Source organism: Kitasatospora sp. NPDC034023, assembly GCF_055575795.1.
The window spans coordinates 159,599-186,336 of the sequence record NZ_JBVIRY010000014.1 but is presented as its reverse complement, the minus strand read 5'-3'; the positions used below and the strand labels follow the sequence as shown (position 1 = coordinate 186,336).

The following is a 26,738-nucleotide window of genomic DNA, read 5'->3' as shown; positions in this document are numbered from 1 at the left end:
GGCCCGCCCCGCCGACCGCACCCCCGCCACCGCGCCGAGAGCGAGAGGAGGAGACCGGCGGACGGCGGGCGGGGTTCGGGGTGGGCGCCGGGGCTGAGCTCGGGGCCGGTGGGAGCGCGGGGCGGGGCCGGAGGGTCAGGGGGCCAGGGCGGGGGGTTGGGGGTGGGGGAGGCCGGTCCAGCAGGCGCCGTGGCGGCGGGCGCGGAGGCGGCGGAGCCAGAGTTCGGTGGAGACGAGGTCGGCGAGGCCGGCGAGGGCGGCGGGGGAGAGGGGAGTGGCGGGGTCGGCGGAGTGGGCGAGTTCGGCGCGGACGGCGGGGAGGTCGATGAGGCCGGCTTCGGCGAGGAGGGGGGCGTCGAAGAGTTCGGCGAGGCCGTCGGCGGCGAGGCGGAGGCCGGCGCGGGCGGGGGCGGTGCGGTCGGGGCGGGGGCCGCGGCCCCAGTCGGGGGGCAGGTCGGTGCGGCCGGCACCGGTGAGGACGGCGTGCAGGAGGGCGTGCCGGGCGCCGGGTTGGAGGCGGACGTCGTCGGGGAGCAGCCGGGCGGCGCGGACGACCTGGTTGTCGAGGAAGGGCGCGTGCAGCCGCTGGCCGGGTTGTTCGGCGGCGTGCACGAGCGTGCGGAAGGAGCGCGCCTGGCGGTAGAGGGCGTGCCGGGCGCGGTGTGCGCCGGGGTGTTCCCCGGGCGCCGGTTTGCGCGCCGCCAGGCGGAGCCGCAGGGCCACCGAGGAGAGCGCCTCGTCGGAGAGCCAGCGGGCGGCCGGGCCGGGCACGCACCAGGCGAGGTCGACGGCCGAGCGGCTGCCCGCCGTCCCGCCGCCGTCCGGGACGTGGCGGGCGGTCAGTTTGGCGGCGGCCTCGTCCAGCGCCTCGGCGTAGCGGATCCGGGAGAGCCGGTGGGCGGCCCGGACCACGGTGAGCGGGGTGCGCAGCGCGCCGGTCAGGACGCCCGCGACGGCCCGGTCGGCCCCGGCCAGCGCGGCGACCGGGGGCAGGAGTTCGCGCGGGCGGCCGGCCCGGATGAGGTCGGCGAGGCGGGCCGGGTGGCCGTCGAGGACCTGGCGGGCGCCGTAGCCGGTGAGGTGGTCGGTGCCGCCGGCGTCGAAGCGGGCCTCGGCGCGGTCGGCGGCCACGAGTTCGGGCCCGGGCTCGTCGGTGAGCCGGCCGGCCTGCGGGTCGGTGCGGAGTCCGGCGTACGGGAGGGTGTCGGGGCCGGGGTCGAGCACGGTGTGCCGCAGGCGCGGGGTGTCGGGGGCGAGCGCGAGGGTGGCGGGGGGTTCGGTCTCGCCGAGCGTGACGGCGGCCAACTGCTCGGGGGCGGCGGGTTCCCGGGCGGCGGGCCGGGCCCAGGAGCCCTTGACCGCGCCGTTCCTGGCGCCGACGGTCTCGGCGGTCTGCTGGGCCGGGACGGTCGGCGCGGGCACCGGCGGCACCGGCGGCAGCGGGACGGCGGCGGCGAGCAGGGCGACGGTCGCGGAGGCCGTGCCGTACGAGAGGTCGACGCCGAGCCGGGCCCGTCCGGCCGGATCGAGGACCGGCGCGGTGGTACGGACCCGGGAGCGGACGGATTCCAGCAGGGCGCGGGTGAGTTCGCGGACGGCGGGCGCCTCGTCGCGGGGCTGCTCGGCGAAGGGCGGCTCGTCGTAGGCCGACAGGTACGGCCGGCCGCCGCGGATCCCCAGCACGTGGCCGGGCGGCACCTGCTGGACGCCCAGGTACGGGGTGCCGGTGCCGAGCGCCTCGGGAGACTCGGGGCAGGCGAGGCGGGCGGCGAGGTGACCGGTGTCCACGGCGGCGCCGACCAGGTCGGCCAGCGGGAGGGCGGCGGTGGCGTACGCGGTGCCGCCGCCCCAGGGGGTGTGGAAGACGGGCTGGGCGCCGGCGAGGTCGGTGAGCAGCAGGGTGGAGCGGGTGCCGGAGCGCAGGACGACGGTGTAGCTGCCGGGCCAGGCGGTCAGGTGGCGGACGGCTCCGCCGCGGGCGCCCGCGAGGCCGGCGGCGAGTTCGGCGTCGGTGGCGCCGCAGTGGCCGAGGACGGCGAGCCGGGTGGTGGCGGGGGTGTCCTCGACCGGGTCGGGGGCGGTGGGGCCGGTGCTGACCACGGCGGGGGCGCCGGGGCGGAGCGTGACCAGGCGGATCTCCTCGGGGCGCCAGTCGCCGACGGCCCAGAGCGGGTCGGCTCCGGTCCACAGCGGGCGTGCGGCGATCGGCGCGACCGTGCCGGGCGTCTCGCGCGCGGGTGTGCCCGCCCGGGGTGTGCCCGCTCTGGGCGTGCCCGTGCACCAGCCCGTCAGCCACCGCATCGTGCCTCCACCGGACGAGGACCTGCATCCGCGCGGCGCGTTCGCCGCCGGGCGGGCGGTGCCGTCGGGCGGCCGGGTGGGTGTGCCGTGGCGGCCCGCGCGCGTCCCGACGTGCCTCCGCAGCTCGACGCGCCGTCAGGGGACATCGTGCCACCGCTCGGCGTCGCCGGGGCCGGTGTTGCCGGTTCCGCTTCGGTGGCGACCGGCCGACGGCGGGTGGGAACGGGCGGAGCGGCTGTCGGCACCGCGGCAAAACCGCGCGGAGCGGCCTGTCGGCGCCGGGTGGAGCCGAGGTGGGGCCGGGCGGGCCGGGCCTCCCCCTCCGTGGCCCGGACCGCCCGCGGGCCGCCTTTGGCATGGGCATCGCGAGATGGCCGAAAGGCGTCACCCGGCCCGGGAGGGCATCCGCATGCCCTCCCGGACTTCACCGCCACCCGCGGGGATTGAGGCGGCGGCATCCCCGGCCCGCCGGGTCCTCGACGGCGGGCCGACCCACGACCACCAGCGAATCGCCGACCAGCCGGTCGGGCCAGGGGGCACGGCCGGGCGCACGTGAACACGGGACCGGAGCACGACGCTCCGGCGCGCGGCGGGATCGGCCGGATCCGAGCGGTCCGGACCAACTCCCGTGCAACACCGCCGAGTGCGCGATCCCGCCATCCGGAATGCGACCTCTTAACCGTCGGAACGCGTCCGACTACTCTAGGTACAGCAGCCACGGCCCGGTGCCGCCCGGGCCCCGCGCACAAGGCCGCAGGAGGTGCCGCCGCCACCATGACCGTCAGCCCACGTGGACCGAACGAACGGCTCGGCACGCTCCTGACCCTCGCCCAGATCAGCAACGCCGGACTGGCCCGTCGGGTCAACGACCTCGGTGCCCAGCGCGGGCTGACCCTGCGGTACGACAAGACCTCGGTGGCCCGCTGGGTCAGCAAGGGCATGGTCCCGCAGGGGCCCGTCCCGCACCTGATCGCCACCGCGATCGGCGGCAAGCTCGGCCGGCCCGTCCCGCTGGAGGAGATCGGCCTGGGCGACACCGACCCGGCACCCGAACTCGGCCTGGCCTTCCCGCGCGACGTCGCCGAGGCCGTCCGCTCCGCCACCGACCTGTGGCGGGTCGACCTCGATCTGCGCCGGGGCCCCGGCGGCGGCCGGTGGAGCGACAGCCTGGCCGGCACCTTCTCGGTCGCGGCCTACGCGACGCCGGTCTCCCGCTGGCTGATCACCCCGGCCGACGGCTCGGTGGCCCGCGAGGTGCCGCGCTCCCCCAGTGACACGTCCTCCTACCGGGTCGGCCACTCGGACGCCGCCAAGCTCCGCGAGGCCGCCCAGGAGGCACGCCGCTGGGACTCCAAGTACGGTGGCGGGGACTGGCGTTCGTCGATGGTGCCGGAGTGCCTGCGAGTGGAGGCGGCGCCGCTGCTGCTGGCCTCGTACAGCGACGCGGTCGGCCGGGCGCTGTTCGGTGCGACGGCCGAACTGACCCGGCTGGCCGGGTGGATGGCCTTCGACACGGGGCAGCACGAGGCCGCCCAGCGGTACTACATCCAGGCCCTGCGGCTCGCCCGGGCCGCCGCCGACGTGCCGCTCGGCGGCTACGTGCTGGCCTCGATGAGCCTGCAGGCGGGCTACCGGGGCTTCGCCGAGGAGGCGGTCGATCTGGCGCAGGCCGCCCTGGAGCGCAACCGGGGCCTGGCCACCGCCCGCACCATGAGCTTCTTCCACCTGGTGGAGGCGCGGGCCCAGGCCAAGGCGCGCAACGCGGCGGCGTGCGCGACGGCGCTCGGCGCGGCGGAGAGCGCACTCGAACGGGCACGCGCCGGGGATCCGGATCCGGCGTGGATCGACTTCTACGCCTACGACCGGCTCGCCGCCGACGCCGCCGAGTGCTTCCGCGACCTCGGAGTGCCCTCGAAGGTCCGGCAGTTCACCCGCGAGGCGCTGGCCACGCCCACCGAGGGCTTCGTCCGCTCGCACGGCCTGCGGCTGGTGGTCTCGGCGATGGCCGAGGCGGAGGCGGGCAACCTGGACGCCGCGGTCGCCGCCGGCGAACGCGCCGTCGAGGTGGCCGGCCGGATCTCCTCGCAGCGCAGCCGGGAGTACGTGGTGGATATGCTGCGGCGCCTGGAGCCGTTCCACGGCGAGCGCCGGGTGCGGGAGCTCGCGGAGCGGGCACGGGCGGTGATCGTCGCTCCGGCGTGAGCGGTCGGGCCGGCGGGCGGCGGGGCGAAGGGGCGAAGAGCCGGCGGGGCCCGTTACGGCCTGACGGTAATTGAGGTGCGCCGGCGAGAGGGGCCTGGCTATGGTCTCTCTCGTCCAGGTGCGCAGGCAGAGGTTACTTCCAACTCCTTATTGGGCAGGTCGCGGGTTCGAATCCCGTCACCGGTTTCGGACCGGTGTAGCTCAGTGGCCAGAGCAGCTTCGTCACCTCAGCCGCCTTCGATCTCTGGACACCTACACGTGAATAGGTTTTTCCGCACCTCCCGGTGCGACGGCAGCGGTTACTTCTGGTAGGCGCCGGATTTCCGGCGTAGCGGTTCGAACCCGCGAAACACCGCCGCCACTCCGATCTCGGGAGGCAGTGCGCTTCGGAGTGCCCGGTGCGCAGGCGGGGGTTACTTCGGATCTTGCGGTTCCGGGTTCGAGTCCCGGGTGTGCCGTGCGCGAGCGCGGCCGCTAGCTCAAGTGGTAGAGCACAAGGCATACACCTCCGCCGACGTCGGCCGTCCCACGGTCGGCACGATCTCGGGCACCCCTCATGCGGCATGCCTCCGTCCCACTGACACCAACAGGCCGAGGGGGGCTGTCGCATGTCCAGGTTCAACATCCGCAAGACCAAGGCGAGTCCGAGTTCACCGGTGGCCACGACCGGGCAGCTCACCCGCAACCACAACGGCGGCGTCGGCCACGTCCGGGACCGCAAGTCCGAGCTGTTCCTGCTCGCGGTGGCCAACATGGTCGGCAAGGACACCTTCTACGAGCGCGGCGGCGACCGCGACGACCGCTACACCGCACTGGTGCGCGAACTCGCCGTCGCCGAGCCCGAGTGGACCCTCGGGCTGCTGCGCTGGCTGCGCTACGGCGCCCACATGCGCACCGCCGCCCTGGTCGGCGCCGCCGAGTTCACCCGCGCCCGGCTCGACGCGGGCGCCCACGGACACTCCCGACAGGCCGTCGCGGCGGTGCTGCGGCGCGCCGACGAGCCCGGCGAGCTGCTCGCGTACTGGACCTCGCGCTACGGCCGGGCGCTGCCCAAGCCGCTCAAGCGCGGCGTCGCGGACGCCGTCCGGCACCTCTACGACACCCGCTCGCTGCTCAAGTACGACACCGCGGGCAAGGGCTACCGCTTCGGCGACGTGATCGAGCTGACGCACCCTTCGCCGGACCCGGACAAGCCGTGGCAGGGCGCGCTGTTCGCGTACGCGCTGGACCGCCGGCACCGGCCGGAGGAGGCCGTCCCGCCCGCGTCCGACCGGATGCTGACCGCCAACCGCGCGCTGCTCTCGCTGCCCGTCGAGGAGCGCCGGGCCGCGGTGACCGCCGAGGACGGCGCCGAGCGGCTGGCCGCCGCCGGGCTGACCTGGGAGGCACTGGCCGGCTGGCTGCGGGGGCCGCTGGACGCGCCGGTCTGGGAGGCGGTCATCCCGTCGATGGGCCCGATGGCGCTGGTGCGGAACCTGCGCAACTTCGACCGGGCCGGGGTGTCGGACACTGTCGCGGCCGAGGTGGCCCGGCGGATCTCCGACAAGGGCGAGGTACGGCGCTCGCGCCAGTTCCCGTTCCGCTACCTGTCCGCGTACCGGCACGCGCCCTCGCTGCGCTGGGGGCACGCGCTGGAGACGGCGCTCGGGCACTCGCTGGCCAACGTGCCGGAGCTGCCCGGCCGGACGCTGATCCTGGTGGACCGCTCCGGTTCGATGTTCGACCGGTCCGGCGGCCCGACCGAGCTCAACCGGGCCGACTCGGCCGCGATCTTCGGCACCGCGCTGAAGGTCCGCGCCGCCGAGGCGGACCTGGTCGAGTTCGGGACCACCAGCCGGGTGATCGAGGTCGGCCGGGGGGAGGCGGTGCTGCGAGTGCTGGATCGTTTCTCCAGTCTCGGCGGCACCAACACCGCCGACGCCGTCCGCGCCCACTACCGCGGCCACGACCGGGTGGTGATCGTCACCGACGAGCAGACCGGCCCCCACCACTGGGGCGGCGACCCGCTCGCCGCCGTCCCCGCCCACGTCCCCGTCTACACCTGGAACCTGGCCGGCTACGCCCCGGCCCACGGCCCCAGCGGCGGCGCCCACCGCCACACCTTCGGCGGCCTGAGCGACGCGGCCTTCCGCCTCATCCCCCTCCTGGAAGCCGGGGCGAACGCCCACTGGCCCTGGGAGGAGTAAGAGGAGCAGGGGGCGGCGGCCGGCACGGTCGGCGGCCGGCCCCGGGGGCCGCACCGACCGAGGGGAGACGGTCGGCGTGGCGGCGAGCGGCCGGGAAGGGACCCACGGGGGTGGTTCCTTCCCGGCCGCTCGCCGTTCCGGCGCGGGCCCGTCGCGCCCTCGACCGGTCCGGGCCGCCGTGGCAGCATCGGCGGCGGGGGCGGCCGGGCGAGGCGAGGAGTCGGTGGTGGCGGACGAGGTCGACGTGCTGGTGGTGGGCGGCGGGATCGTCGGGCTGGCCACGGCGTACGCGCTGACCCGGGCGCGGCCCGGGCTGCGGGTCGCGGTGCTGGAGAAGGAGGCCGGCTTCGCCGCGCACCAGACCGGGCGCAACAGCGGGGTGATCCACAGCGGCGTCTACTACCGACCCGGTTCGTTCAAGGCCCGGTACGCCGTGGCGGGTGCCGCCGAGCTGGTGGCGTTCTGCCGCGACCACGGCATCCCGTACGAGGTGACCGGCAAGCTGATCGTGGCCACCGGCGCCGCCGAGCTGCCCCGGCTGGCGGCCCTGGCGGAGCGCGGGCGGGCGAACGGCATCCCGGTCACCGAGCTGGACCGGGCCGGGATCGCCCGGTACGAGCCGGAGGTGGCCGGGCTCGCCGGGCTGCACGTCGGCACCACCGGCATCTGCGACTTCCCGGCCGTCGCCACCGCCTACGGGCGGCTGGCCCGGGAGGCCGGCGCCGAGCTGCGGCCCGGCAGCGAGGTCCGGACGGTGGCGCGGCGCAGGGACCTGGTGACGGTGGGCACCGCCACCGGCGAGCTGCGCTGCCGGGTGCTGGTGAACTGCGCCGGACTGCACAGCGACCGGATCGCCCGGCTGGCCGGGGACGAGACCGGGGTGCGGATCGTGCCGTTCCGCGGCGAGTACTACGAACTGACCGAACGGCGCCGGAACTTGGTGCGCGGCCTGGTCTACCCGGTGCCCGACCCGGCCTTCCCCTTCCTCGGCGTGCACCTCACCCGGGGCATCCACGGGGACGTCCACGTCGGCCCGAACGCGGTGCCCGCGCTGGCCCGCGAGGGGTACGACTGGCGCACCGTCCGCCCGCGCGACCTGGCCGGGACGCTGGCCTTCCCCGGCACCTGGCGGATCGCCCGCCGGCACTGGCGGTACGAGCTGGGCGAGCTGCACCGCTCGCTGTCCAAGCGGGCGTTCACCGAGGCCGTCCGGCGGCTGCTGCCCGCCGTCTCCGCCGAGGACCTGGTGCCGGCCGCCGCCGGGGTGCGGGCCCAGGCGGTGGCCCGGGACGGCTCGCTGCTGGACGACTTCGCCTTCGCCGGCTTCGACCCGCAGGACCCGCGCTCCCCGCGCCGCGCGGTGCACGTGCTGAACGCCCCCTCCCCCGCCGCGACGGCCTCGCTGCCGATCGGCCGGGAGGTGGCCCGCCGCGCCCTGGCCGCCCTGGAAGCGGGCGGCTGAGCGGGCGGGTCCGCGGGCGGGTCCGCGGGCGGACGAGCGGGCGGACGAGCGGGCGGACGAGCGGCGGAGAAGCCCCGGAATGAGCCCGGTCACAGGCCCTTCGGGGGAGCCCCGGCGGCCCCGTAGACTCGGGGGATTGTGACTGCCACCGCCCCGATCCCCCAGCCCTCGCCGTCCGCCCGGATGTCCGCGGCGCCGGCCGCGTACCCCGCGCCGATGTACCCGCACAAGGCCACCGAGGCCCAGCACCGGGAGCACCGGATCCGCAGCTTCCAGCCGCGCCGGGGCCGGATGACCAACGCCCAGGCGAGCGCGCTGGACCGGAGCTGGGAGACCTTCGGCATCCCGATCGACGGCGCCCCGCTCGACCTGCGGGAGCTGTTCGGCGAACTGCCGGTGACGCTGGAGATCGGCTTCGGCATGGGCGAGACCACCGCCGCGATGGCCGCCGCCGACCCGGGCATGGGCATCCTCGCCGCCGACGTGCACACCCCGGGCCACGGCAACCTGTTCGGCCTGCTGGAGCGGGACGGCTCGGAGAACGTCCGGTCGGCCGCCGGGGACGCGGTGATCCTGCTGCGCGACATGCTCCCGGACGCCTCGCTGGCCGGTCTGCGGGTCTTCTTCGCCGACCCGTGGCCCAAGCCCAAGCACCACAAGCGCCGGCTGGTCCAGCCCTCCTTCCTCGACCTGGTGCTGCCCCGGCTCGCCCCCGGCGCCCTGGTGCACTGCGCCACCGACTGGGAGCCGTACGCGGAGCAGATGCTGGCGGTGCTGTCCGCCTCGCCGGAGCTGGAGAACCTGCACCCCGAGGGTGACGGGACCGGCTGGCTGGAGCCCGCGGACCACCCGGACGGCAGCGTCCCCGGTTACGCACCGCGACCGGACTGGCGGCCCGTCACCAAGTTCGAACGGGCCGGGATCGCCAAGGGCCACGTGGTCCACGACCTGCTGTTCCGCCGCCGCTGACGCACCGGCCGCCGTTCGAACGGCGGCCACCCGCCGACCGTACGGGCGGGCCACCGGCGGACGGTTCGTCCCGAGTCCTCCCGGCGGGCGGCTGCCGTGGCCTACCCTGTGCCGCATGGGCGGCCCGTCCGGCGGCGGGTCCCGGCCGATCGTTCGGACGACTGTTCGGACAGAGGTTCAGGTCGCCGCCGACGCACCGGAGACGGTCCCGCGCACCGGCGACACCCGGACCATCCCGGGGCCCCGGAGGCGCCGGGTCCACCGCCTGCTGCCCCGGCCGGGCGGCCCGTTACCGCGGGCCGCGAACGCCCAAGCCGCCGCGCCCGGCACGCCCGGGGGGCCGCCGGGCCGCAGCCGCTCGGTGGCGCTCTCCTCGGTCACCGCGACCGCCGTCCTGACCATGGTCGGCTGCGGGGCGCTGATCCTGCACCTGGTCCAACGGCAGACCGGCACCGTCGGGCTGCTGGTCGGCCTGGGCCTGGCGATGGTGCCGCTGCCGTTCGTACTGGGCGGCCTGGCCTGGCTCAACCTCACCGCCCGGGTGCCGCTGCGGCACACCGTGTTCTGCCTCGGCTGGGGCGCCTGCGCCGCCACCACCGTCGCCATCCTCGCCAACAACTGGACGGCCGACTACCTGACCCGGCACCAGGGTTCGCTCGGCGAACTGCTCGGCGCCGGAATCGCCACCCCGGTGATCGAGGAGACCGCCAAGGCCACCGCCCTGCTGGTGCTGCTGCTGCCGCTCGGCCGGCGGCAGCGCTGCCAGGGCCGCCGCACCGGGCGCCCCTGCGCGCCGCTGCTGCGCCGACTGCCCGCGCCCCGGCGCCCCCGCCCGTACCAGCGCCGCCAGGTCGGCCCGCACGCCCGCGGCCGGCTGCGCCCGTACCTGCGGCCGCTGCCCTACCTCCGCCCGGCCCCGCCGTCCGGCGGCGCCGGGCCGCACCGCCGCTCCCGGCCGCGCACCCTGGCCGCCGGAGTGGTGCTCGGCGGGATGACCGCGTGCGGCTTCGCCTTCACCGAGAACGCCCTCTACCTGGGCCGGGCCTTCACCAGCGACCAGCGGCAGCGGCTGGACAGCATCGGCCTCGGCGATCGGCCCAGCCTGCGCGACTTCGACAGCACCGTGCAGACCTTCGTCCTGCGTGCCCTGCTCTCCCCCTTCGCCCACCCGCTGTTCACCGCGCTGACCGGGATCGGCCTGGCCGTCGCGCTGACCACCGGGCGGCGCCGGCTCGCCCGGCTGGCCGCGCCGACCGGGCTGCTGCTGGCGATACTGCTGCACGGCACCTGGAACGCCGCCGCCGACCTCGGTACGGACGGCTTCCTGGTGGTGTACGCGGTGCTGATGGTGCCCTGCTTCGTCGCGCTGGTCTGCTTCGCGGCCTGGGCGAGGGCCCGCTCGGCCCGGCACCCGGCGCGGGGCCCCCGGCGCGGGCGGTCGAAACCCTCGCCGAGGGGCGCTTGAAGAACCGATTTCCCATCTCGGTGACTTCCACGTATTGTTGTGTTCACCGACGCGGGGTGGAGCAGCTCGGTAGCTCGCTGGGCTCATAACCCAGAGGTCGCAGGTTCAAATCCTGTCCCCGCTACTCAGTAGCCGGAAGGCCCGGAGGATTCGTCCTCCGGGCCTTTCGCGTTCCCGGCACCACCGCACCGCCGCAAGGCCGCGAATAAATCCGTTGCCCTCCGATCGGTGGGCTGCCTATCGTGGCAGCACACTGAAAGGAGGTGATCCTGAATTGAGTACCGTCAGGATGTGTGAGGTGGCTGCTCGCTAGAGCCGCCCCTGCCTGCGCAGGGTGAGGCCCCTGGCCTCCGGCAGGCGAAATCCATAGCAGTCACCCGGCCCGCGGGCTCACCGGAACATCCCCGGTGCCTCGGCGCCTGGCCAGTGCACGGGCCGGCGCGGAGGAGTAGCCCGCGGGTCGTCTGCGTTTCCGGGGGCGCCCGGGCCGCCCGCGGACTCCTGGCGCCGCAGTCGGTGCTCCCGTGTCGTAGCCGGGGCACCCGTGTGTAGCCGGGGCACCCGTGTCGCAGTCGGTACTCCCCCGTGTCGTAGCCGGGGCGTGCCCGGGACGTTTCCGGGGTGGGGCCGCGGCGCTAGAGTCGGCGCCGGGTTCCGGAGCGGAGCGGCACGGACACAGGGGGTAGGCGATGACGAAGGCGCGACGACTTGGCGGCGGATCGGCGCTGCGGACGGCGCAGTGGGGTGCCGCCGGAGTACTGGCCGGGACGGGGCTGATCGGGCTGCTGCTGTTCGCCCTCGGCCGGGACCAGACCTGGCAGGCGCTCGGCGGCGGCCTGGTGGTGGCCGGAGCCTCGACGGTGCTCGGCGCCGGCCTGGGCTTCCTGTTCGGTGTGCCCCGGGTGCGCGGCGACTCGGGCGAGCCGCACGGCTCGTACGCGCCGAACACCAATCTGGAGCAGGTCTCGGACTGGCTGACCAAGGTGCTGCTGGGCGTCGGACTGACCCAGCTCGGGTCGCTCGGCGAGCGGCTGCACGAACTCGGGTCGGCGCTGGCGCCCACGCTCGGCGGGGGCGACGCCGCGGTGCCGTTCGCGGCGGCCCTGGTGCTCTACTTCCTGGTCTTCGGCTTCCTCGCGGGCTGGCTGGTGACCAGGCTCGCGCTGCCGCGGGCGCTGAACGACGCCGACCGGGCGCTGGACCTCTTCCTCGCCGGGCAGGACCGCGACCGGCACGGCGACAAGGTGGGTGCGGACGACCTGCGGGTCCGCGCGATGCAGCAGCTCGGGCTGCTGGGCGGCAGCGCGGAGCACCCCGCCGCGCTGGCCGGGCAGCTGCCGCCCGCCTCGGGTTCGCCGGCCGGGCCGGCGGGCGTGGTGGCCGAGGTCCGCTCGACCGCGCGGCGGTCGGCGCTGACCGCGGACCAGGTGCGGGACCTCTTCACGGACGGCTCCGAGGGGCGGCGGATCCAGGCCCTCGCCCTGATGCAGGGCGACCCGTCGCTCGCGGACCTGGCGAGCGTGCTGGACGCGATCGAGCACCCGCGCTCGGGCTTCGAGCAGTACCACGCGCTGCTGGCCGCCCGGGGACTGCTCTCCCGGCTGCCGGCCGCCGAGGCGCAGCGGCTGCGGGACGCGGTGGCGGCGCAGCTGGTCGATCCGCGGGGCATCCCGTACGGGTCGGACCGCAGCTGGCTGGCGGAGAAGATCCTCTCCCGGCTGCAGGTGACGGCCTTCGTGCCGGCCCAGCAGGCCCAGGCACCCCAGCCGACCCAGCCGACCCAGCCATCCCAGCCGTCCGGCTCGGCTGCACCCGATGCGCCGACCGCACCGGATGCGCCGACGTCGCCCGCCTCGCCCGCCACGCCGTCTGCATAGCGGCCCCTACAGCCCGGCGGCCACGGGCTGCCCGGCCTCCGCCCGGGGGCGGCGGTCGGCGGCCCGCAGGACCAGGACGCGGCGGGTGCGTCCGTCCTCGGCCCGGGGGAAGCGGCGGACCTCGCTGGCTATCCGGCGCTCGCCGAGCGCGTACCGCAGGGGGTCGAGGTGCCCGCAGCGGCGGCCCCGGCCGTCGTGCAGGGGCTGGACGCGGACCTCGCCGCCCAAGGAGGTGACCCGGACCAGCTCGGTCAGGGCGGCCAACTGGTGCTCGGGGCCGAAGAGTTCGGGGTAGGCGAAGAGCAGGTAGCCGCTCAGGGTGAGGGCGAAGGTGCCGTCCGCGAAGGGCAGCCGGGGCAGCGCGGCGGCCACGTACCGCTGCGGGTGCGCGGCGGAGTCGGCGGCGAACAGCCGGCGGGCGCGGTCCCAGCTGCGCAGGTAGCGCTCGGGCCGGTGCGGGCGGGGCGCGGGGTAGAGGTGCGGGCGGGCGGCCATCGCGACGGCCATCGCCGCCCGGGCGGCCCGGGCGCGGTCCGCGACCACCGGCAGCGGCAGGGCGTACGCCGGGTCGGCGGCGATCACCCGGCAGCCCAGCGCGCGCGCCTCGGCGGCCAGGCCGGCCGCGCCGCCGGGGCAGTCCAGCAGCGGCCCGGGGAGGGCGGCGAGCTGGGCCCGGGTGAGGTCGAACAGGGCGCAGTACTCGTCCAGCGGGCGGGAGGTGACCAGGACGTCCGGGGGTTCGGGGGGAATGCCTGGGGCGGCCACGCGGTCATCCGAACACGCGGCGGCCCCGTCCGCATCCGGAGTGCGAACGGGGCCGGGACCGAGTCGGGGCCGGACGGTCAGCGCCTGGTCAGCGGCCGAGCAGGCCCTGGGCGGCGGCCCGGTTGACGTTGGTCAGGCCGCGGACGAGCTGCGCGGTGAGGAAGACCAGCACCACCCCGACCAGCGAGAACCCGGCGATCTGCCACATCCCCTCGACGTAGTAGACGTGCCGGACGTGGTGGCCGTCGGTGTAGTCGAACAGCTGGTACCCGCGCCAGCCGGTGTAGGTCGGGAAGACCCAGTGGTAGGCCGGGTAGAGCGCCATCGCCCAGCCGAGCAGCAGGAACACCAGGGTCATGGTGAAGCTGAAGATCGCCCAGGGGAACATCACCACCTGGTACAGCGCGGCCTTCCAGCCCGCCCCGTCCGCCAGCCGCGCGGTGATCGCGCCCCAGTTGCCCGGGCGGACCGGGCGCACCGGCTTCGGGCCGGGAACGTCCAGGGCCAGCATGCCCCGCGCCCGGGCCCGCTCCAGTCGGCCGAAGCCCCGGGCGGCGATGGTCAGGCCGGCCAGCACGGGCAGGCCGAGGGCGGTGACGAAGGTGCCGAGGCCGAGGCAGAACAGGGTGATCGCGACGGCGAAGCCGGCGATCGCCACCGGCAGGCCGCTGAGCACGTAGCCGACCTCGCGGTAGTAGTGCGCGGAGAACGGCGCCGTCCAGAAGGCGGGCGGCTGTCCGGTCCGGTGGGCCCGGGCGGGGCGCGGGTCGTCGCCGTGACCGTCCAGGACGTCCCACTCGTGGTCCCGTGTGCTTCGGCTGCTGCTCATGTTCCGGCCCCCGGCCCCTCGTACTGACGGTCGTTCGTGCTCGCTGACGTCGTCCAGTCTGGCCGAACCGCAGGTCGCGGCGGCATCCGGAGGCCTGGCGGATCGGGGGTGGGGTTAACCCCCCGGCCCCCGGCCCCCGGCCCCCGGTCCGCCGGCCCGCCGGTCTCCCTGGCCACACGGGTGCGCCGTGGGGGTTCAGCCGGTCGGGCCCGGCCACTCGTCGACGAGCAGCGCGAAGAGGTGCGAGTCGGAGCGGACGCCGTTCTCGAGCCGGTCGTGCCGGGCCCGCCCCTCCAGCCGGAACCCGAGTCGGGTGAGCACCTTGGCGGAGGCCGTGTTGCCCACGTCGGCCGAGGCCGTCAGCCGGTGCAGGTCCAGGGTGTGGAAGGCGAAGTCGCAGAGCAGGCCGGTGATCTCGCCCGCGTGGCCTCGGCCCCGGAAATCGCGGCCGAGGACGCAGCCTAGGTCGGCGGCGCGGTGCTTCCCGAGGGTGAGTGCGGCGTGTCCGATCGGGGTCGCGTCCTGCGGGTCCTCGGCGTCGGCGAGCCTGGTGACGGCGAGCCGGTAGGTGTCCCGCTCGTCGGCCATCGCCTCCTCCAGGTAGAGCTCGATCTGGTCGGCGCAGGTCTCGCGGTCGTACGGCTCGAACGGCAGGTGGCGGGTGACCTCCGGGTCGCCGAACAGGGCGTGCAGCGCGTCCACGTCGCCGTCGGTGTGGTGGTACTCGCGGATGGCCAGCCGGGGGCCGGTGAGTCGTACGGGGACCATGGCGGCCGACCCTACCGGCCCCCGGAGGCTACCGTTCGGACTATGAACGACGAAGACCTGCGACTCGCCCCGCGCACCAGGGCCGCCGACCTGCTCGCCTGGGCGGCCGAGCAGGGCCGCACGCCGGTGGCCGAGGCGCCGCTGCGCGCGGTGCTGGCGCTGCTGGAGCTGGGCGAGGGCAGGATGCACGACGGCTGGCCCGAACTGACCTCCGACGCGGTGGAGCACCTGCTGTACGAGCGGCTCCACCTGTACGTCCAACCCACCCCCGAGGAGGACCCGCTCGCGTACGGCGACGCGGTCCGGTTGCTGATCGACCACCAGCGGGCGGTCCGGCGGCTCAACGCCAAGCGCCAGGAGCGGCTGCACGCGGAGGCCGAGTGGCAGGGCGAGGTCGCGGCCGGGCTGCTGCGCCGCGCCGACCTGGTGACCTGGCCCCGGCTGTACGCGCTGCTGCTGCACGCGTACGGGGTGGACGTCGCGGACGAGGCGGCGGTGCGGGACTGGCTGACCGGCTTCGGCGAGCTCCCGGAGGAGGAGCGGCTGGCCGCGTACGAGTCGCTGGTGCCGGCCGGCTGGCTGGACGAGCCGGACGAGCGGGGCTGGGGACCGGGCCGGGTGCTGTCGGTCGGCATGGCCACGGACGGCGCGCGGCGGCTGCTGGAGCAGGGCCTGATGCGGCGCAGCTACCGCAACCTGGCCGAGCTGACCGCGCTCGGGCGGCCGATGCCGGACGAGCTGGCCGGTGACTTCGGGCAGTTCGAGGAGGCGGCGGTCGACGCGGCGCTCGACCTGTTCGGGGAGTGGACGGTGCCGGGGCTGCCGCGGCTGCTGGTGGCGGAGTTCCCCGAGCTGGCGCCGGAGCCCGGCCAGGAGGAGATCGACGCGTACGTGGCGCAGTTGCCCGCGGAGGAGTGAGACGCCGCGAAAAGCCCCCGGCCGCTCGAACCGAGCGTGCGACCGGGGGCTTTCGGGTGTCCGTTACGGGTTGAGGCCGTGCTGCTGGAGCCAGGGCTCCGGGTCGACCGGGGCGCCGCCGCCGGGGCGCACCTCCAGGTGCAGGTGCGGGCCGGTGACGTTGCCGGTCGCGCCGACCTTGCCGATCTGCTGGCCGGAGGCGACGCCGCCGGAGCCCTTGATGATCGAGGAGAGGTGGCAGTACCAGATCTCGGTGCCGTCGGGCAGGGTCTCGACGATCCGGTAGCCGTACGAGCCGGACCAGCCGGCCGAGGTGATGGTGCCCTGGCCGAGCGCGTACACCGGGGTGCCGGTGTCGGCGGCGAAGTCCAGGCCGGTGTGCAGGTTGGCCCAGTAGCGGGCGCTCTGGCCGTAGTGGGCGGAGAGCCGGTAGTCCTTCACCGGGAGGGTGAGGGCGGCGGCGCGCTTGGCCTCCGCCTCCGTCGCGGCGGCCTTGGCCTCCGCCTCCTTGGCGGCGGCCTTGGCCTCGGCCTCCTGCGCGGCCTGCACGCGGGCACCCTCCTCGGCGGCGGTGCGCTGGCTGTCGGCCTGCTGCTGGATGCGGGCGGCGAGCGCGAGGCCGGGGTCGGCGGCGAGCGCGACCGGGGTCTCGTCGGGGGCCTCGATGGCGGGCGCGACGGCCGGGGTGGCCGAGGCGAAGCCGGTGGCACCGAGGGTGGCGGCGACGGCGGTGACGCCGAGCAGCGGGGAGGCGCCGCGGGTCTGACGCGGCATCCGGTGCCGGTTGGCCTCGGCCTCCGGGCCGAGGGCCTCGGGCCCGTCCACGCCGGGGTGGTCGAGGAGCTGGGTACCGGCTGCGGGGCCGGCCGGGTGTGCCGGGGTGTGCGTCGACGCCACGGAGGCGCGCTCCTTTCCTTCCTTCGCGCCTACCGGGTTAGCTGACGGGTTCGGAGCAGGAAGGTCTCCTACGGCCGGGCCGGGGCCCCGCCGATTCACCCCAAGGAACATGGTTCCCCGGCTCCCTGACCTGCCCGGAGGCCGGTCGGCGGGATTAGGCGACGGCGCACGGTGCCGTCTGGGAACGGCGTTGACGACCGCGCTGCGTTATCAAACGTTAATCCTAGGACGCTCTGATTCCAAGCCATCCGTCCGGGACGGCAGTGGAGCGAGTGATCGGACGTCAACGAACGACCCCTCATGCGAGCACCCCATCTGAGTACTCCTACTCATGTGCGGCCCGGCCGGGCGGCCGCATCCTGGCGCCATGAGCGCACCGATGCAGAACCGCACGACGGCCGCGTACTACATCCAGGCCATCCTCTCCTTCGCCCTGTCGGGCACCGCCCTCGCCGTCGGGATCGCCTACCTGCCGGTCGGCGGGTGGACTCGGGCATTCCTCGGGATCGGCCTCCTCTACACGGTCACCTCCTCCTTCACCCTGGCGAAGGTGATCCGGGACCGGCACGAGTCGAACGAGATCGTCAGCCGGGTCGACCAGGCCCGACTGGAGAAGCTGCTCAGCGAGCACGACCCGTTCAAGCCCGAGGGGATCTGAGGCGAGCCAGCCTTCCCCTCTCCCGTCGACGCCCTCTTCGACAGTTCCTTCGAGACTCTCTTCGGCCGAGGGCTTGACGGCTAAGGCTATTAGCCTTAGCTTTATGGCTATCGGCAGCAGCGCCGATGTCGCAGCGAAGGACCGAGGAGGCCCACCATGAACGCCCCCATCAGCCCGGACACCCAGTACCTGACCGTCCCCGGCGGGCGGATCGCCTTCGACGACACCCGACAGGGCGACGGCACCCCCGTCGTCCTGCTCCCCGGAATGCTCGACAGCCGGGCCGCGTACCGGCACCTGCGCCCGCTGCTCGTCGCCGCCGGCCACCGCGTCGTCACCATGGACCTGCGCGGCTTCGGCGAATCCTCCATCGCCTGGGACGACTACGGCCCCGCCGCCATCGCCGGCGACGTCCTCGCCCTGCTCGACCACCTCGGCATCGAACGCGCCGTCCTCGCCGGGAACTCCTACACCGGCGCGACGGTCGTCAAGGCCGCCGGGGACGCCCCGGAGCGGATCGCCGGGATCGTCCTGATCGACGCCTTCGTCGAGAACCCGCAGCCCGGCGCCCTGATGCGCGGCGCCCTCCGCCTGATGAGCGCGGCCCTCGTCCACTGGCCCGCCTTCTGGGGCTTCTACCTGCGCCGGATGGCCTTCCCCGGCGCCAAGCCCGCCGACTTCGACGGCTACGTGGACGGACTGGTCGCCGCCCTGCGCACCCCGGGCCGCAAGACCGCCACCCGCGGATACGTCACCGGGGACTCGTCGCCGGCCGGCTGGACGGCCGCCGTGCGGTGCCCGGCGCTGGTGGTCATGGGCAGCAAGGACCCCGACTTCCCGAAGCCGGAACTCGTCGCCGACCGGCAGGTCGCGGCACTGGGCGCGCGGAAGGCGATGATCGAGGGGTCCGGGCACTATCCGATGGCCGACAACCCGCAGGCCACCACGGACGCCCTGCTGCCCTTCCTCGCCGAACTCGCCTGACCGCCGGCCCGGCCGCCCGACCGAGCGGCCGTCCGGCCCGACCCGTCGCCCGACTTCCGTACGGAGAAGCCGAAACCATGCCCCGCGTAGGACTGACCCCCGACCAGGTCGTCGACCACGCCCTCGCCCTCATCGACGAACAGGGCGCCGACGCCCTCACCCTGGCCGCCGTCGCCGCCCGGGCCGGGGTCGCCACCCCCTCGCTGTACAAGCACGTCAGCGGCGGCCTCGCCGAACTGCGGCAGCTGATCGCCGTCCGGGTCACCGAGGAGTTGGCCGACCGCCTCGCGGACGCCGCCGTCGGCCGCAGCGGGGACGACGCCGTCGCCACCGTCCTGCGCGCCTACCACGCGTACGCCACCGAACGCCCCCACCGCTACAACGCCCTCCCCCAGGCCCCGCAGCCCGACGACGACCTGGCCCGGGCGGCCGCCCGGCTCGTCGGCGTGATCATCGCCGTCCTGCGGGAGTACGGCCTCGACGGCTCCGAGGCGATCCACGCCGCCCGCACCGTCCGCTCCCTCGCCCACGGCTTCGCCTCCCTCACCACCGCCGGCGCCTTCCAACTCGCCGAGGACCTCACCACCACCCAGGACCGCCTCATCACCGCCCTCACCACCGGCCTGCGCACCTGGCCGGCGTAGCGGCCCGACCAGGTGCGCAGGCCGTGGTGGGCGGGGGCCGGTGCGGCGGCTCGGTCACCCTCCACCGTCCGGGGAAATGGGGTATTAAGAATCAGTGCCCCCCTCCGAGGACGACAGCCGGACTCCCGACCAGCGCCGGACCCCGCTCAGCGGTTCGACCACGCGCAGTGCGATGCGCTGTGTGCGCCTGCTGCTCGGCTGCACCAGCGCCGCCGAACTGCTCGGCACCGTCCTGGCCGAGGGCCCGAGTTGGATCACCGGCGAGGGTTCCGCGCTCTACCTGCTGGATGCCGCCGGGATGCTCCGGCTGACCGTCTCGCACGGGCTGCCGGAGCGGGCGCACGAGCGCTACGGCGTGGTCGATCCGGCCGGTGAGCTACCCGCGGCGATGGCCCTGCGGCTGCGCCGCCCCTACCTGCTCAGCCCGGAGCACACCGGCATCGACTACCCGAACCGGAACGCCGGCATGGGCACCGGGATGGTCACCGTGATCACCCTGCCGATGGTGGTGGACGAGCGGCCGGTCGGTGTCCTGGCGCTCGCGCTGGCCCACCGGGGCACCGTCCCGCGCCGTGACCTGGACGTCCTGGAGACGATCGCGGAGGCCTGCGCGCACCGGATCGACCACCTGCTCGACCACGCCGCGGACGCCCGGCTCCCGCAGGGCGCCCGTTGGCCGCTCGGCGCCCGCTCACCGCAGGGCGTCCGGTTATCCGACGGCCCGGTGCCGGAGGGGGCGGACGGCCGCCCCGCCGGGCCGGCCCATCCGCTGTTGTCGCTCGCCGTCCGGGCCGCCGGGCACGGCGCGTTCGAGCGCGATCTGGTCACCGGGGAGAGCTACTGGGACGCCGCGGCGTTCCGGGTGGCCGGGCGGCCGGTCTCCCCGGACGGCGCCGCCCCCGAGCTGGACCGCCTGGTCCACCCCGAGGACCTGCCGGACGTGCAGGCCGCGCTGGCCGAGGCGCTGGCCGCCGGCGGGCACTACCGGATCGGCTACCGGGTGCAGCGCCAGGGCGGCAAGGTGGCGCGGGTGGAGGAGTCCGGCGAGGTGATGCTGGACGTGCACGGGCGGCCGGTGCGGATCGCCGGGCTGCTCGCGGACGTCGGTCACCGGGAGCGGCCGCCGACCGACGAGGGGAGCTCGCCCGCCACCGCCCGGACGGCGCTGCTGCTGGCGCTCACCCGGGCGCTGTCGCGGGCGGTGACCGTCCGGGACGTCACCGCGGCGGTCACCGACATCGCCCGGCCGGCCCTCGGCGCCGCCGGCATCGTCCTCGACCTGGTGGACGAGGGCCGGCTGCTGCCCGTCTCGCACACCGTGTACGGGGGCCCGCGGCGCACCGAGCTCACCCGGCTGGCGGACCTGTCCGAGGCCGTGATGCAGCGTTCGCCGGCCCGCTCCGCCCCGCTGTTCAGCGAGCCCTCCGCCGCCCGCGCCCGGCACGACCCGCTCACCCCGGCGGCCTGGGCGGTGCTGCCGCTGGTCGCCTCCGGGCAGCAGGTCGGCTCCTGCCTGATCACCTTCGCCGCCGAGCGGGTGTTCAGCCGCGAGGACCGCACCCTGTACTCGGCCTTCGCCGGCATCCTCGCGCAGTCCCTGGAGCGGGCCCGGCTGTACGACACCCACCACCACCGGGCCACCGAGCTGCAGCGGGCGATGCTGCCGCGCACCCTGCCCCGGCTGCCCGGGATCGCCAGCGCCGCCCGCTACCTGCCGAGCACCGAGGGCATGCAGATCGGCGGCGACTGGTACGACCTGCTGCGGCTGCCGGACGGCCGGGTCGGGCTGGTGATCGGCGACGTCCAGGGGCACAACGCCGAGGCGACCGCCGTGATGGGCCAGCTGCGCAGCGGCCTGCGGGCGTACGCGACGGACGGGCACGACCCGGCCGCCACCCTGACCCGCACCAGCCGGCTGCTGGCCGAGCTGGACACCGAACTGTTCGCGACCTGCCTCTACCTGACCCTGGACCCGGCCGACGGCGAGCTGACGGCGGCCCGGGCCGGCCACCCGGCGCCGGTGCGGATCACCGCCGGCGCCCGGGCCGTCGAGCTGGACCTGCCGGGCGGGCCGCCGCTGGGCGTGGCCCCGGAGCGGCCGTACCCGCTGGCGGTGGAGCGGCTGGCGGTCGGCGAGACGCTGCTGGCGTACACCGACGGGCTGGTCGAGGACCGCGAGGAGGACTACGACGAGTCGGTGCAGCGGATGCTCGGCGGGCTGGAGCTGTGGGCCCGGCAGACCGAGCCGGGGCGGATCGGTCCGGCGGCCTCGCTGGAGCGGCTGGCCGACCTGCTCACCCTGAACGTGACCGAGCGGCGGTCCCGGCCGGACGACGTGGCGCTGCTGCTCCTGCATCGGACGACGCCCCTTCCGTAACGCCCTGCACACAGGTCCCACACATCACGGGACGTGAATCGGCCATCCGGCGTGACGCCGCCGCACCGCGGTCGGCCTGGCGGCGCCGTCCCGAGGTCTCGTGAGGTGCGGCGATCGAGGGCGAACGAGTCCGGGTTGAGGGCGGATTGGCGCGATTTTGACGAGATCCGGTCACTTGGCGAGATCCGTTCACACCTTCGTAGGATCATCACCCTAGAATTCGCCGCGTGACGATGACTCAGTGGTCCGTAACGGCAACCGGCGTACTCGCCGTCCTCGCCCTCGTGGCCGCCGCGCGGTACCGCGCCGTGTCCGTCACCCAGCGCCGCCGTGCCGACAGCCTCCAGCTCTCGCTGCACATCGCCGGCAAGGAGTTCCTCCTCGAACACAGCCGCCGGAACACCGAACTGGCCGCCGTGCAGCAGGAGCAGGAGCACACCGCCTCCACCCAGCGGGCCTTCCTCAGCGTCGCCCGCCGGATCCTGGTGATGGCCCACGACCAGCAGGCACTGCTGGACGAGATGGAGCGCACCCACGACGACCCGGCGCTGCTGGAGGGCCTGCTCAAGGCCGACCACGCGGCCGCCCAACAGGCCCGGCTGGCCCAGACCCTGGCCGTGCTGTGCGGCGCCCGGGCCGGGCGGCACTGGCCGGAACCGGTCACCCTGGAGGACGTCGTCCGCGGCGCCCAGTCCCGCATCCTGCCGTTCCAGCGGGTGGTGGTCCGCAGCCGGATCGAGACCGCGGTGGTCGGCGCCGCGGCCGAGGCGCTGATCCACGCGATCGCCGAACTGCTGGACAACGCCACCCGCTACTCCCCGCCCAGCACCCAGGTGTTCGTCACGCTGATGCCGGTGCACAACGGCGCCGTCATCGAGATCGACGACGGCGGCGTCGGCATGCCCGAGCAGGCCGTCGCCAAGGCCGCCGCCGCGCTCGCCGGCGGCAGCACCCTGGAAGTCTCCCGACTGGGCGAGGTGCCGCAGTTGGGCCTGGCCGCGGTCGGCCGGCTCGCCGAGCAGTACGGCTTCCGGGTCACCCTCAGCTCGGCGCCCTCACCGTACGGCGGTGTGCGCGTGGTCGTCCTGCTGCCGAACGCGCTGCTCACCGAGCCGCTGCCGCCCACCGTCCCCGGCCTCGGGCCGGACGACCGGACGTTCGACCCCGACCCCCGACCGGCCTCTCCCGTCGGTCACCCCCTGGTGGAGACCCCACCGCCCGGTCGGGCCCCCCAGCTCGGCGACACCCCGCCGCCGCTGCCCCGCCGGAGCCACCGGCGCGACCGCGCCGACCGCCCCGCCCAGCACGCCGCTCCCCCGCCGCCGCCCGCCCCGCCGTACCGCTCCGCCCGGGACGCGCAGGCGTTCATGGCGATGTTCCAGGCCGGGACCGCCAGCGGCCGATCGGCCGCCCGGGCCCAGGCCCCCTCCGACCCTTCCCGTCCTGCTTCCCCCCGACTTCCCCAGCGCTCCGGAGAGTTCCATGACCACCACCCCTGATCTCGGCTGGCTGCTCGCCGACATCATCGCCGTCCCGCAGGTCCAGCACGCCGTCGTCGTCTCCAACGACGGCCTGGAGATCGGCCGCAGCACGGGCATCGCGCGCGAGGACGCCGAACGGCTCGCCGCGGCCTGCTCCGGACTGCAGTCGCTGGCCCGCGGCGTCGCGACGGGCTTCGGCGGGCCAGGCAGCGCCACCCGCCAGATCATCATCGAGTACGGCGGCGGCTACCTCTTCATCGTCGCCGCCGGGGCCGGGGCGCACCTGGCCGTGGTGACCAGCGAGGCGGTGGACGCCGGCCTCGTCGCGTACCAGATGCAGGTCCTGGTCGAGCGGATCGGAACCCACCTCACCAGCCCGCCGCGGGTCGACCACGCGGCGGGGGGCCACCGGTGAGCGGGCCGGTCCGGCCGTACGTCATCACCGGCGGGCGCAGCCGCTCCACCCGGGCCGAGCTGGCCGTGGAGAGCCTGGTCAGCGCCCTGCCCGGACCATTAGGGCGGCCCGAACCGCCGCAACTGCCCGAGCACGCGCTCCTGAACCGGGAGCACCGGCGCATCCTCGGACTCTGCCACAGCCTGCTGTCCATCGCCGAGGTGGCGGCCCACCTGGGGCTGCCCTTCGGCGTCGTCAAGGTGCTGGTCGGGGACCTGTGGGACCTCGGCGCCGTGCAGGTGCTCCCGCCCGTCCCGCAGGCCGAACGCCTGCCCACAACCCTCCTGGAAGAGGTGCTCGTTGGCCTCCGCCAACTCCGCTGAAGCCGTCCCCGAGGCCGCCGGTGCGGCCGACGGGCCGCAGTACCTGCCGTCCTCGGTGCAGGGCGCGGTCAAGATCCTGGTCACCGGCCCGTTCGGGGTCGGCAAGACCACCCTGGTCGGCTCGCTGAGCGAGATCACCCCACTGCGCACCGAGGAGACCATGACCGCCGCCAGCAGCGGCGTCGACGACCTCACCGGGCACGACACCAAGACGACCACCACGGTCGCGCTGGACTTCGGCCGGATCACGCTCAACCCGCGGCTCGCGCTGTACCTGTTCGGCACGCCCGGACAGCAGCGGTTCTGGCCGCTCTGGGACGACCTGTCGCGCGGCGCGCTCGGCGCCATCGCCATGGTCGACCTGCGCCGACCGGACGAGAGCTTCGACGTCCTCGGCCGGCTGGAGGAGCAGCGCATCCCGTTCGCGGTGGCGGTCAACACCTTCCCGGACACGCCGAGCTACCCGGAGGAGGAGCTGCGCACGGCGCTGGACCTGCTGCCGGACGTGCCGATCCTGTTCTGCGACGCGCGCGACCGCCGGCAGTCCTACGACCTGCTGATCGACTTCGTCGACCACCTGCACCGCAGCTCGATCCTGGAGCTGCAGGGATGAGCGCCCCCGAACCCCCCATGCCCTCCGGGTGCCCCGTCGCGCACGGCGGCCGCCCGCCCGGCAGCGGACTGCCCGTCGGCGTGCCGCTGACCCCGCTGTACGGACCGGCCGTCGCCGAGGACCCGCACGGCCTGTACGCCCGGCTGCGCGAACGCCACGGCCCGGTCGCGCCGATCGAGCTGGAGCCCGGGGTCGAGGCCTGGCTCGTCCTCGGCTACGCCGAACTGCTCGAACTCACCCGCAACGAGGCGCTGTTCTCCAAGGACTCGCGCCGCTGGCGGGTGCCCGCCGAGGGCCGGCTGCCCGCGAACTCCCGGCTGCTGACGATGACCTCCTGGCGGCCCACCCTGCTCAACCTGGACGGCGCCGAGCACCAGCGGCTGCGCTCCGCCGTCTCGGACACCCTCGCCCAGATCGACCACCACCAGCTGCGCGGGACCACCGAGGCCGCCGCCAACAGCCTGATCGACAGCTGGGGGCCGGACGGCACCGCCGACCTGATCACCCAGTACGCCCGGCGGCTGCCACTGCTGGTCTTCACCCAGCTGATCGGCCTGCCGGCCGAGGCCGGCCCCCGACTGGTCGAACTGATCAGCCACTTCGTGGACAGCAGTGCCGAATCGCAGCGCGCCGGCGCCGAGTTCCAGGCGATCCTGGTCGACCTGGTCCGGCGCCGCCGGGCCGCGCCCAGCGCCGACCTCACCTCCTGGCTGCTCGCCCACCCGGCCGGGCTGACCGACGAGGAGGCGGTGCACCACCTGGTGGTGCTGATGGTCGCGGGCAACGAGACCTCGATCAACTGGACCGGGAACACGCTGCGGCTGCTGCTCACCGACCGGCGCTTCCGGGCCACCCTCACCGGCGGCCGGCTCACCGTCTCCGACGCCCTGGAAGAGGTGCTCTGGCGGGACCCGCCGACGCAGAACTTCCCCGGCCGCTGGGCCACCGGCGACACCGTGCTCGGCGGCCAGTACATCAGCGCCGGCGACATGCTGGTCCTCGGCCTGGCCGCGGCCAACGCCGACCCGGCCGCCCAGGGCGTCTCCGCCGCCGCCCAGGGCTCCCTCGGCGGCAACCGGGCGCACCTCGCGTGGGGCGCGGGCCGGCACGTCTGCCCGGCCCAGCACCCGGCCCGGATCATCACCGAGACCGCCGTCGAGACCCTGCTGCACCGCCTGCCGGACCTCCAACTCGCTGTCCCGTCGGGCGAACTGGCCTGGCGCCCGTCCCCGTGGTCACGGGCCCTGACCGCCCTTCCGGTGCTGTACAGCGCCTTCACCCCGCCCCGCCCGCCAGCCCCCGAGAGGCCCGCATGGACACCGCCGTCGACTCCGCAGGAACCCGCCCCGAGCCCATCAGACTCGACCCCTTCGGAAGCGACCAGCACGGGGAGAACGCCCGACTCCGCGCGGCCGGCCCCGCGGTCCTGGTGGAGCTCCCTGGCGGGGTGGTGGTCTGGGCGATAACCCACCACGACACCCTCCAGTCGCTGCTGGCCGACCCCCGCGTCGGCAAGAACGCCGGACTGTGGACGACCTTCCGGGAAGGGAAGCTCCCGGAGGGCTGGCCGCTGACCAACTTCATCGTCGTGCCCGGCATGGTCACCGCCGACGGGGACGACCACCGGCGGCTGCGCGCACTGGTCTCGCAGGCCTTCACGCCGCGCCGGATAGCCGCCCTGGCGCCCGCCATCGAGGCCAGGGCCATCACGCTGCTCGACGAGGTCGCGAAGCTGGAGGGCGAGTTCGACCTCCGCACGCACTTCGCCTACCCGCTGCCGATGCAGGTGATCGGCGAACTGCTCGGCCTCGCGCTGGAGCAGCAGGACGAGCTGCACGCGCTGTCCGACACCCTGGTCTCCAGCTCGGCCACCCCGGCCGCGGCCATCGCCGCGCAGCGGGACCTGAACGCGCTGCTGGCCTCGGTGGTGGCGGCCAAGCGGGCCGCGCCCGGTGACGACCTGACCACCGACCTGATCGCCGCCCGCGAAGCCGGCCACAGCCTCGACCAGCAGCGGCTCAGCGAGGCCGAACTGGTCGGCACCCTGCTGCTGATGCTGGTCGCCGGGCACGAGACCACGCTCAACCTGATCACCAACGCCGTCCGCGCCCTGCTCGCCCACCCGGACCAGCTGCGGCTCGTCCTGGACGGCGCGCAGCCGTGGTCGGCGGTGGTCGAGGAGACGCTGCGCTACGACTCGCCGGTCGGGCAGTTCCCGCTGCGCTACGCGGTCGAGGACATCGAGGTCGGCGACGTGGTGATCCGGCGCGGCGAGGCACTGCTGGCCTCGTACGCGGCGGCCGGGCGCGACGCCGGGCACCACCCCGACGCCGACCGCTTCGACCTCACCCGCCGGCCCGCCCGGCACCTGTCGCTCGGCCACGGCCCGCACTTCTGCCTCGGCTCCGGGCTGGCCCGGCTGGAGGCCGAGACGGCGCTGCGGCACCTGTTCACGCGCTTCCCCGGGCTGGCCCTGGCGGAGGGCCGGACGAACGAGCCGATCGCGTCGTTCGTCAGCAACAGCGTGCGCACCCTGTGGGTGACGGTCGGCGCCGCCCGGTGACC

At 75.3% G+C, this 26,738-nt stretch carries 22 protein-coding genes, 1 tRNA gene and 1 riboswitch; of the genes, 18 read left to right on the top strand and 5 right to left on the bottom strand.

Annotated features, from left to right (window positions below; all coding sequences use genetic code 11):
* Nucleotides 1–135: 135 nt before the first annotated feature.
* On the bottom strand, nt 136–2,301 hold the full coding sequence (locus ACZ52R_RS20410) for an asparagine synthase-related protein (protein ID WP_465753848.1): 2,166 nt from the start codon (nt 2,299–2,301) through the stop codon (nt 136–138).
* Between the two features lie 774 nt (nt 2,302–3,075).
* Between ACZ52R_RS20410 and ACZ52R_RS20405 the strand changes: the two genes are divergently transcribed.
* From ACZ52R_RS20405 to ACZ52R_RS20375, 7 genes are all read left to right on the top strand, one after another.
* Nucleotides 3,076–4,503 carry an MFS transporter gene (locus ACZ52R_RS20405; RefSeq protein ID WP_465615844.1) on the top strand — a complete coding sequence of 476 codons (1,428 nt, stop codon included), beginning with the start codon at nt 3,076–3,078 and terminating at the stop codon, nt 4,501–4,503.
* 608 nt (nt 4,504–5,111) lie between these two features.
* A complete protein-coding gene (locus ACZ52R_RS20400) occupies nt 5,112–6,689 on the top strand; it encodes a TROVE domain-containing protein (protein ID WP_465753847.1) in 1,578 nt (525 codons plus the stop codon).
* A 223-nt stretch (nt 6,690–6,912) separates the two neighbouring features.
* Nucleotides 6,913–8,151: an L-2-hydroxyglutarate oxidase gene (lhgO, locus tag ACZ52R_RS20395; protein ID WP_465753852.1), complete on the top strand. Its 1,239-nt coding sequence runs from the start codon at nt 6,913–6,915 to the stop codon at nt 8,149–8,151.
* A gap of 138 nt (nt 8,152–8,289) precedes the next feature.
* Complete coding sequence (gene trmB, locus ACZ52R_RS20390; protein WP_360505804.1) at nt 8,290–9,120, top strand: tRNA (guanosine(46)-N7)-methyltransferase TrmB; 831 nt, start codon at nt 8,290–8,292, stop codon at nt 9,118–9,120.
* Nucleotides 9,121–9,235: 115 nt separating this feature from the next.
* Nucleotides 9,236–10,585, top strand: coding sequence for a PrsW family intramembrane metalloprotease (locus ACZ52R_RS20385; protein ID WP_465615842.1), 1,350 nt, complete (start codon nt 9,236–9,238; stop codon nt 10,583–10,585).
* Nucleotides 10,586–10,635: 50 nt separating this feature from the next.
* Nucleotides 10,636–10,709, top strand: a tRNA-Met gene (locus tag ACZ52R_RS20380).
* Between the two features lie 565 nt (nt 10,710–11,274).
* Nucleotides 11,275–12,462, top strand: a complete 1,188-nt coding sequence (locus tag ACZ52R_RS20375) for a hypothetical protein (RefSeq protein WP_465753846.1) — start codon at nt 11,275–11,277, stop codon at nt 12,460–12,462.
* Nucleotides 12,463–12,468: 6 nt separating this feature from the next.
* Here the strand turns inward: ACZ52R_RS20375 and ACZ52R_RS20370 are convergent, their stop codons facing one another.
* From ACZ52R_RS20370 to ACZ52R_RS20360, 3 genes are all read right to left on the bottom strand, one after another.
* Complete coding sequence (locus ACZ52R_RS20370) at nt 12,469–13,227, bottom strand: hypothetical protein (protein ID WP_465615840.1); 759 nt, start codon at nt 13,225–13,227, stop codon at nt 12,469–12,471.
* An 88-nt stretch (nt 13,228–13,315) separates the two neighbouring features.
* Complete coding sequence (locus ACZ52R_RS20365; protein ID WP_465753845.1) at nt 13,316–14,056, bottom strand: sensor domain-containing protein; 741 nt, start codon at nt 14,054–14,056, stop codon at nt 13,316–13,318.
* A gap of 195 nt (nt 14,057–14,251) precedes the next feature.
* Nucleotides 14,252–14,824 carry a GNAT family N-acetyltransferase gene (locus ACZ52R_RS20360; RefSeq protein ID WP_465615837.1) on the bottom strand — a complete coding sequence of 191 codons (573 nt, stop codon included), beginning with the start codon at nt 14,822–14,824 and terminating at the stop codon, nt 14,252–14,254.
* A gap of 42 nt (nt 14,825–14,866) precedes the next feature.
* On the opposite strand from ACZ52R_RS20360, the gene ACZ52R_RS20355 reads away from it, so the two are divergent.
* Entirely contained in the window at nt 14,867–15,742 is an 876-nt protein-coding gene (locus ACZ52R_RS20355; protein ID WP_465615835.1) for a hypothetical protein, read from the top strand.
* Between the two features lie 63 nt (nt 15,743–15,805).
* On the opposite strand, the gene ACZ52R_RS20350 is transcribed toward ACZ52R_RS20355, so the two are convergent.
* The gene (locus ACZ52R_RS20350; RefSeq protein ID WP_465615833.1) at nt 15,806–16,639 is read right to left on the bottom strand and encodes a M23 family metallopeptidase; all 834 of its coding nucleotides are present in this window, start codon (nt 16,637–16,639) and stop codon (nt 15,806–15,808) included.
* A gap of 12 nt (nt 16,640–16,651) precedes the next feature.
* A riboswitch (cyclic di-AMP (ydaO/yuaA leader) is annotated at nt 16,652–16,810 on the bottom strand.
* Between the two features lie 196 nt (nt 16,811–17,006).
* On the opposite strand from ACZ52R_RS20350, the gene ACZ52R_RS20345 reads away from it, so the two are divergent.
* The 10 genes from ACZ52R_RS20345 (at nt 17,007) to ACZ52R_RS20300 (ending at nt 26,736) form a co-directional block, all read left to right on the top strand.
* Complete coding sequence (locus ACZ52R_RS20345; RefSeq protein WP_360505828.1) at nt 17,007–17,297, top strand: YiaA/YiaB family inner membrane protein; 291 nt, start codon at nt 17,007–17,009, stop codon at nt 17,295–17,297.
* Between the two features lie 156 nt (nt 17,298–17,453).
* Nucleotides 17,454–18,281: an alpha/beta fold hydrolase gene (locus ACZ52R_RS20340; protein WP_465615831.1), complete on the top strand. Its 828-nt coding sequence runs from the start codon at nt 17,454–17,456 to the stop codon at nt 18,279–18,281.
* 77 nt (nt 18,282–18,358) lie between these two features.
* Entirely contained in the window at nt 18,359–18,925 is a 567-nt protein-coding gene (locus ACZ52R_RS20335) for a TetR/AcrR family transcriptional regulator (RefSeq protein ID WP_465615829.1), read from the top strand.
* A 94-nt stretch (nt 18,926–19,019) separates the two neighbouring features.
* Nucleotides 19,020–21,302: a SpoIIE family protein phosphatase gene (locus ACZ52R_RS20330; RefSeq protein ID WP_465753844.1), complete on the top strand. Its 2,283-nt coding sequence runs from the start codon at nt 19,020–19,022 to the stop codon at nt 21,300–21,302.
* Nucleotides 21,303–21,535: 233 nt separating this feature from the next.
* Entirely contained in the window at nt 21,536–22,801 is a 1,266-nt protein-coding gene (locus tag ACZ52R_RS20325; RefSeq protein WP_465615878.1) for an ATP-binding protein, read from the top strand.
* Nucleotides 22,785–23,198: a roadblock/LC7 domain-containing protein gene (locus ACZ52R_RS20320; RefSeq protein WP_360505840.1), complete on the top strand. Its 414-nt coding sequence runs from the start codon at nt 22,785–22,787 to the stop codon at nt 23,196–23,198. Before ACZ52R_RS20325 ends, ACZ52R_RS20320 begins: the two co-directional genes overlap by 17 nt.
* Complete coding sequence (locus tag ACZ52R_RS20315) at nt 23,195–23,560, top strand: DUF742 domain-containing protein (RefSeq protein ID WP_465615824.1); 366 nt, start codon at nt 23,195–23,197, stop codon at nt 23,558–23,560. The genes ACZ52R_RS20320 and ACZ52R_RS20315 overlap by 4 nt, the downstream gene beginning before the upstream one ends.
* On the top strand, nt 23,538–24,173 hold the full coding sequence (locus tag ACZ52R_RS20310) for a GTP-binding protein (protein WP_360505846.1): 636 nt from the start codon (nt 23,538–23,540) through the stop codon (nt 24,171–24,173). The genes ACZ52R_RS20315 and ACZ52R_RS20310 overlap by 23 nt, the downstream gene beginning before the upstream one ends.
* Nucleotides 24,170–25,639 (top strand): cytochrome P450, encoded by a 1,470-nt coding sequence (locus ACZ52R_RS20305; RefSeq protein ID WP_465753843.1) that lies wholly within the window; start codon nt 24,170–24,172, stop codon nt 25,637–25,639. The genes ACZ52R_RS20310 and ACZ52R_RS20305 overlap by 4 nt, the downstream gene beginning before the upstream one ends.
* Nucleotides 25,603–26,736, top strand: coding sequence for a cytochrome P450 family protein (locus tag ACZ52R_RS20300; protein ID WP_465753842.1), 1,134 nt, complete (start codon nt 25,603–25,605; stop codon nt 26,734–26,736). The genes ACZ52R_RS20305 and ACZ52R_RS20300 overlap by 37 nt, the downstream gene beginning before the upstream one ends.
* The last annotated feature ends 2 nt before the right edge of the window (nt 26,737–26,738 follow it).

What these genes read in the sequence shown, in the direction of transcription:
- ACZ52R_RS20410 (WP_465753848.1), bottom strand. Translation starts at nt 2,301, where the DNA reads ATGCGGTGGCTGACGGGCTGGTGCACGGGCACGCCCAGAGCGGGCACA.
- ACZ52R_RS20405 (WP_465615844.1), top strand. Translation starts at nt 3,076, where the DNA reads ATGACCGTCAGCCCACGTGGACCGAACGAACGGCTCGGCACGCTCCTG.
- ACZ52R_RS20400 (WP_465753847.1), top strand. Translation starts at nt 5,112, where the DNA reads ATGTCCAGGTTCAACATCCGCAAGACCAAGGCGAGTCCGAGTTCACCG.
- ACZ52R_RS20385 (WP_465615842.1), top strand. Translation starts at nt 9,236, where the DNA reads ATGGGCGGCCCGTCCGGCGGCGGGTCCCGGCCGATCGTTCGGACGACT.
- ACZ52R_RS20375 (WP_465753846.1), top strand. Translation starts at nt 11,275, where the DNA reads ATGACGAAGGCGCGACGACTTGGCGGCGGATCGGCGCTGCGGACGGCG.
- ACZ52R_RS20365 (WP_465753845.1), bottom strand. Translation starts at nt 14,056, where the DNA reads ATGAGCAGCAGCCGAAGCACACGGGACCACGAGTGGGACGTCCTGGAC.
- ACZ52R_RS20360 (WP_465615837.1), bottom strand. Translation starts at nt 14,824, where the DNA reads ATGGTCCCCGTACGACTCACCGGCCCCCGGCTGGCCATCCGCGAGTAC.
- ACZ52R_RS20355 (WP_465615835.1), top strand. Translation starts at nt 14,867, where the DNA reads ATGAACGACGAAGACCTGCGACTCGCCCCGCGCACCAGGGCCGCCGAC.
- ACZ52R_RS20345 (WP_360505828.1), top strand. Translation starts at nt 17,007, where the DNA reads ATGAGCGCACCGATGCAGAACCGCACGACGGCCGCGTACTACATCCAG.
- ACZ52R_RS20340 (WP_465615831.1), top strand. Translation starts at nt 17,454, where the DNA reads ATGAACGCCCCCATCAGCCCGGACACCCAGTACCTGACCGTCCCCGGC.
- ACZ52R_RS20335 (WP_465615829.1), top strand. Translation starts at nt 18,359, where the DNA reads ATGCCCCGCGTAGGACTGACCCCCGACCAGGTCGTCGACCACGCCCTC.
- ACZ52R_RS20325 (WP_465615878.1), top strand. Translation starts at nt 21,536, where the DNA reads ATGACTCAGTGGTCCGTAACGGCAACCGGCGTACTCGCCGTCCTCGCC.
- ACZ52R_RS20320 (WP_360505840.1), top strand. Translation starts at nt 22,785, where the DNA reads ATGACCACCACCCCTGATCTCGGCTGGCTGCTCGCCGACATCATCGCC.
- ACZ52R_RS20305 (WP_465753843.1), top strand. Translation starts at nt 24,170, where the DNA reads ATGAGCGCCCCCGAACCCCCCATGCCCTCCGGGTGCCCCGTCGCGCAC.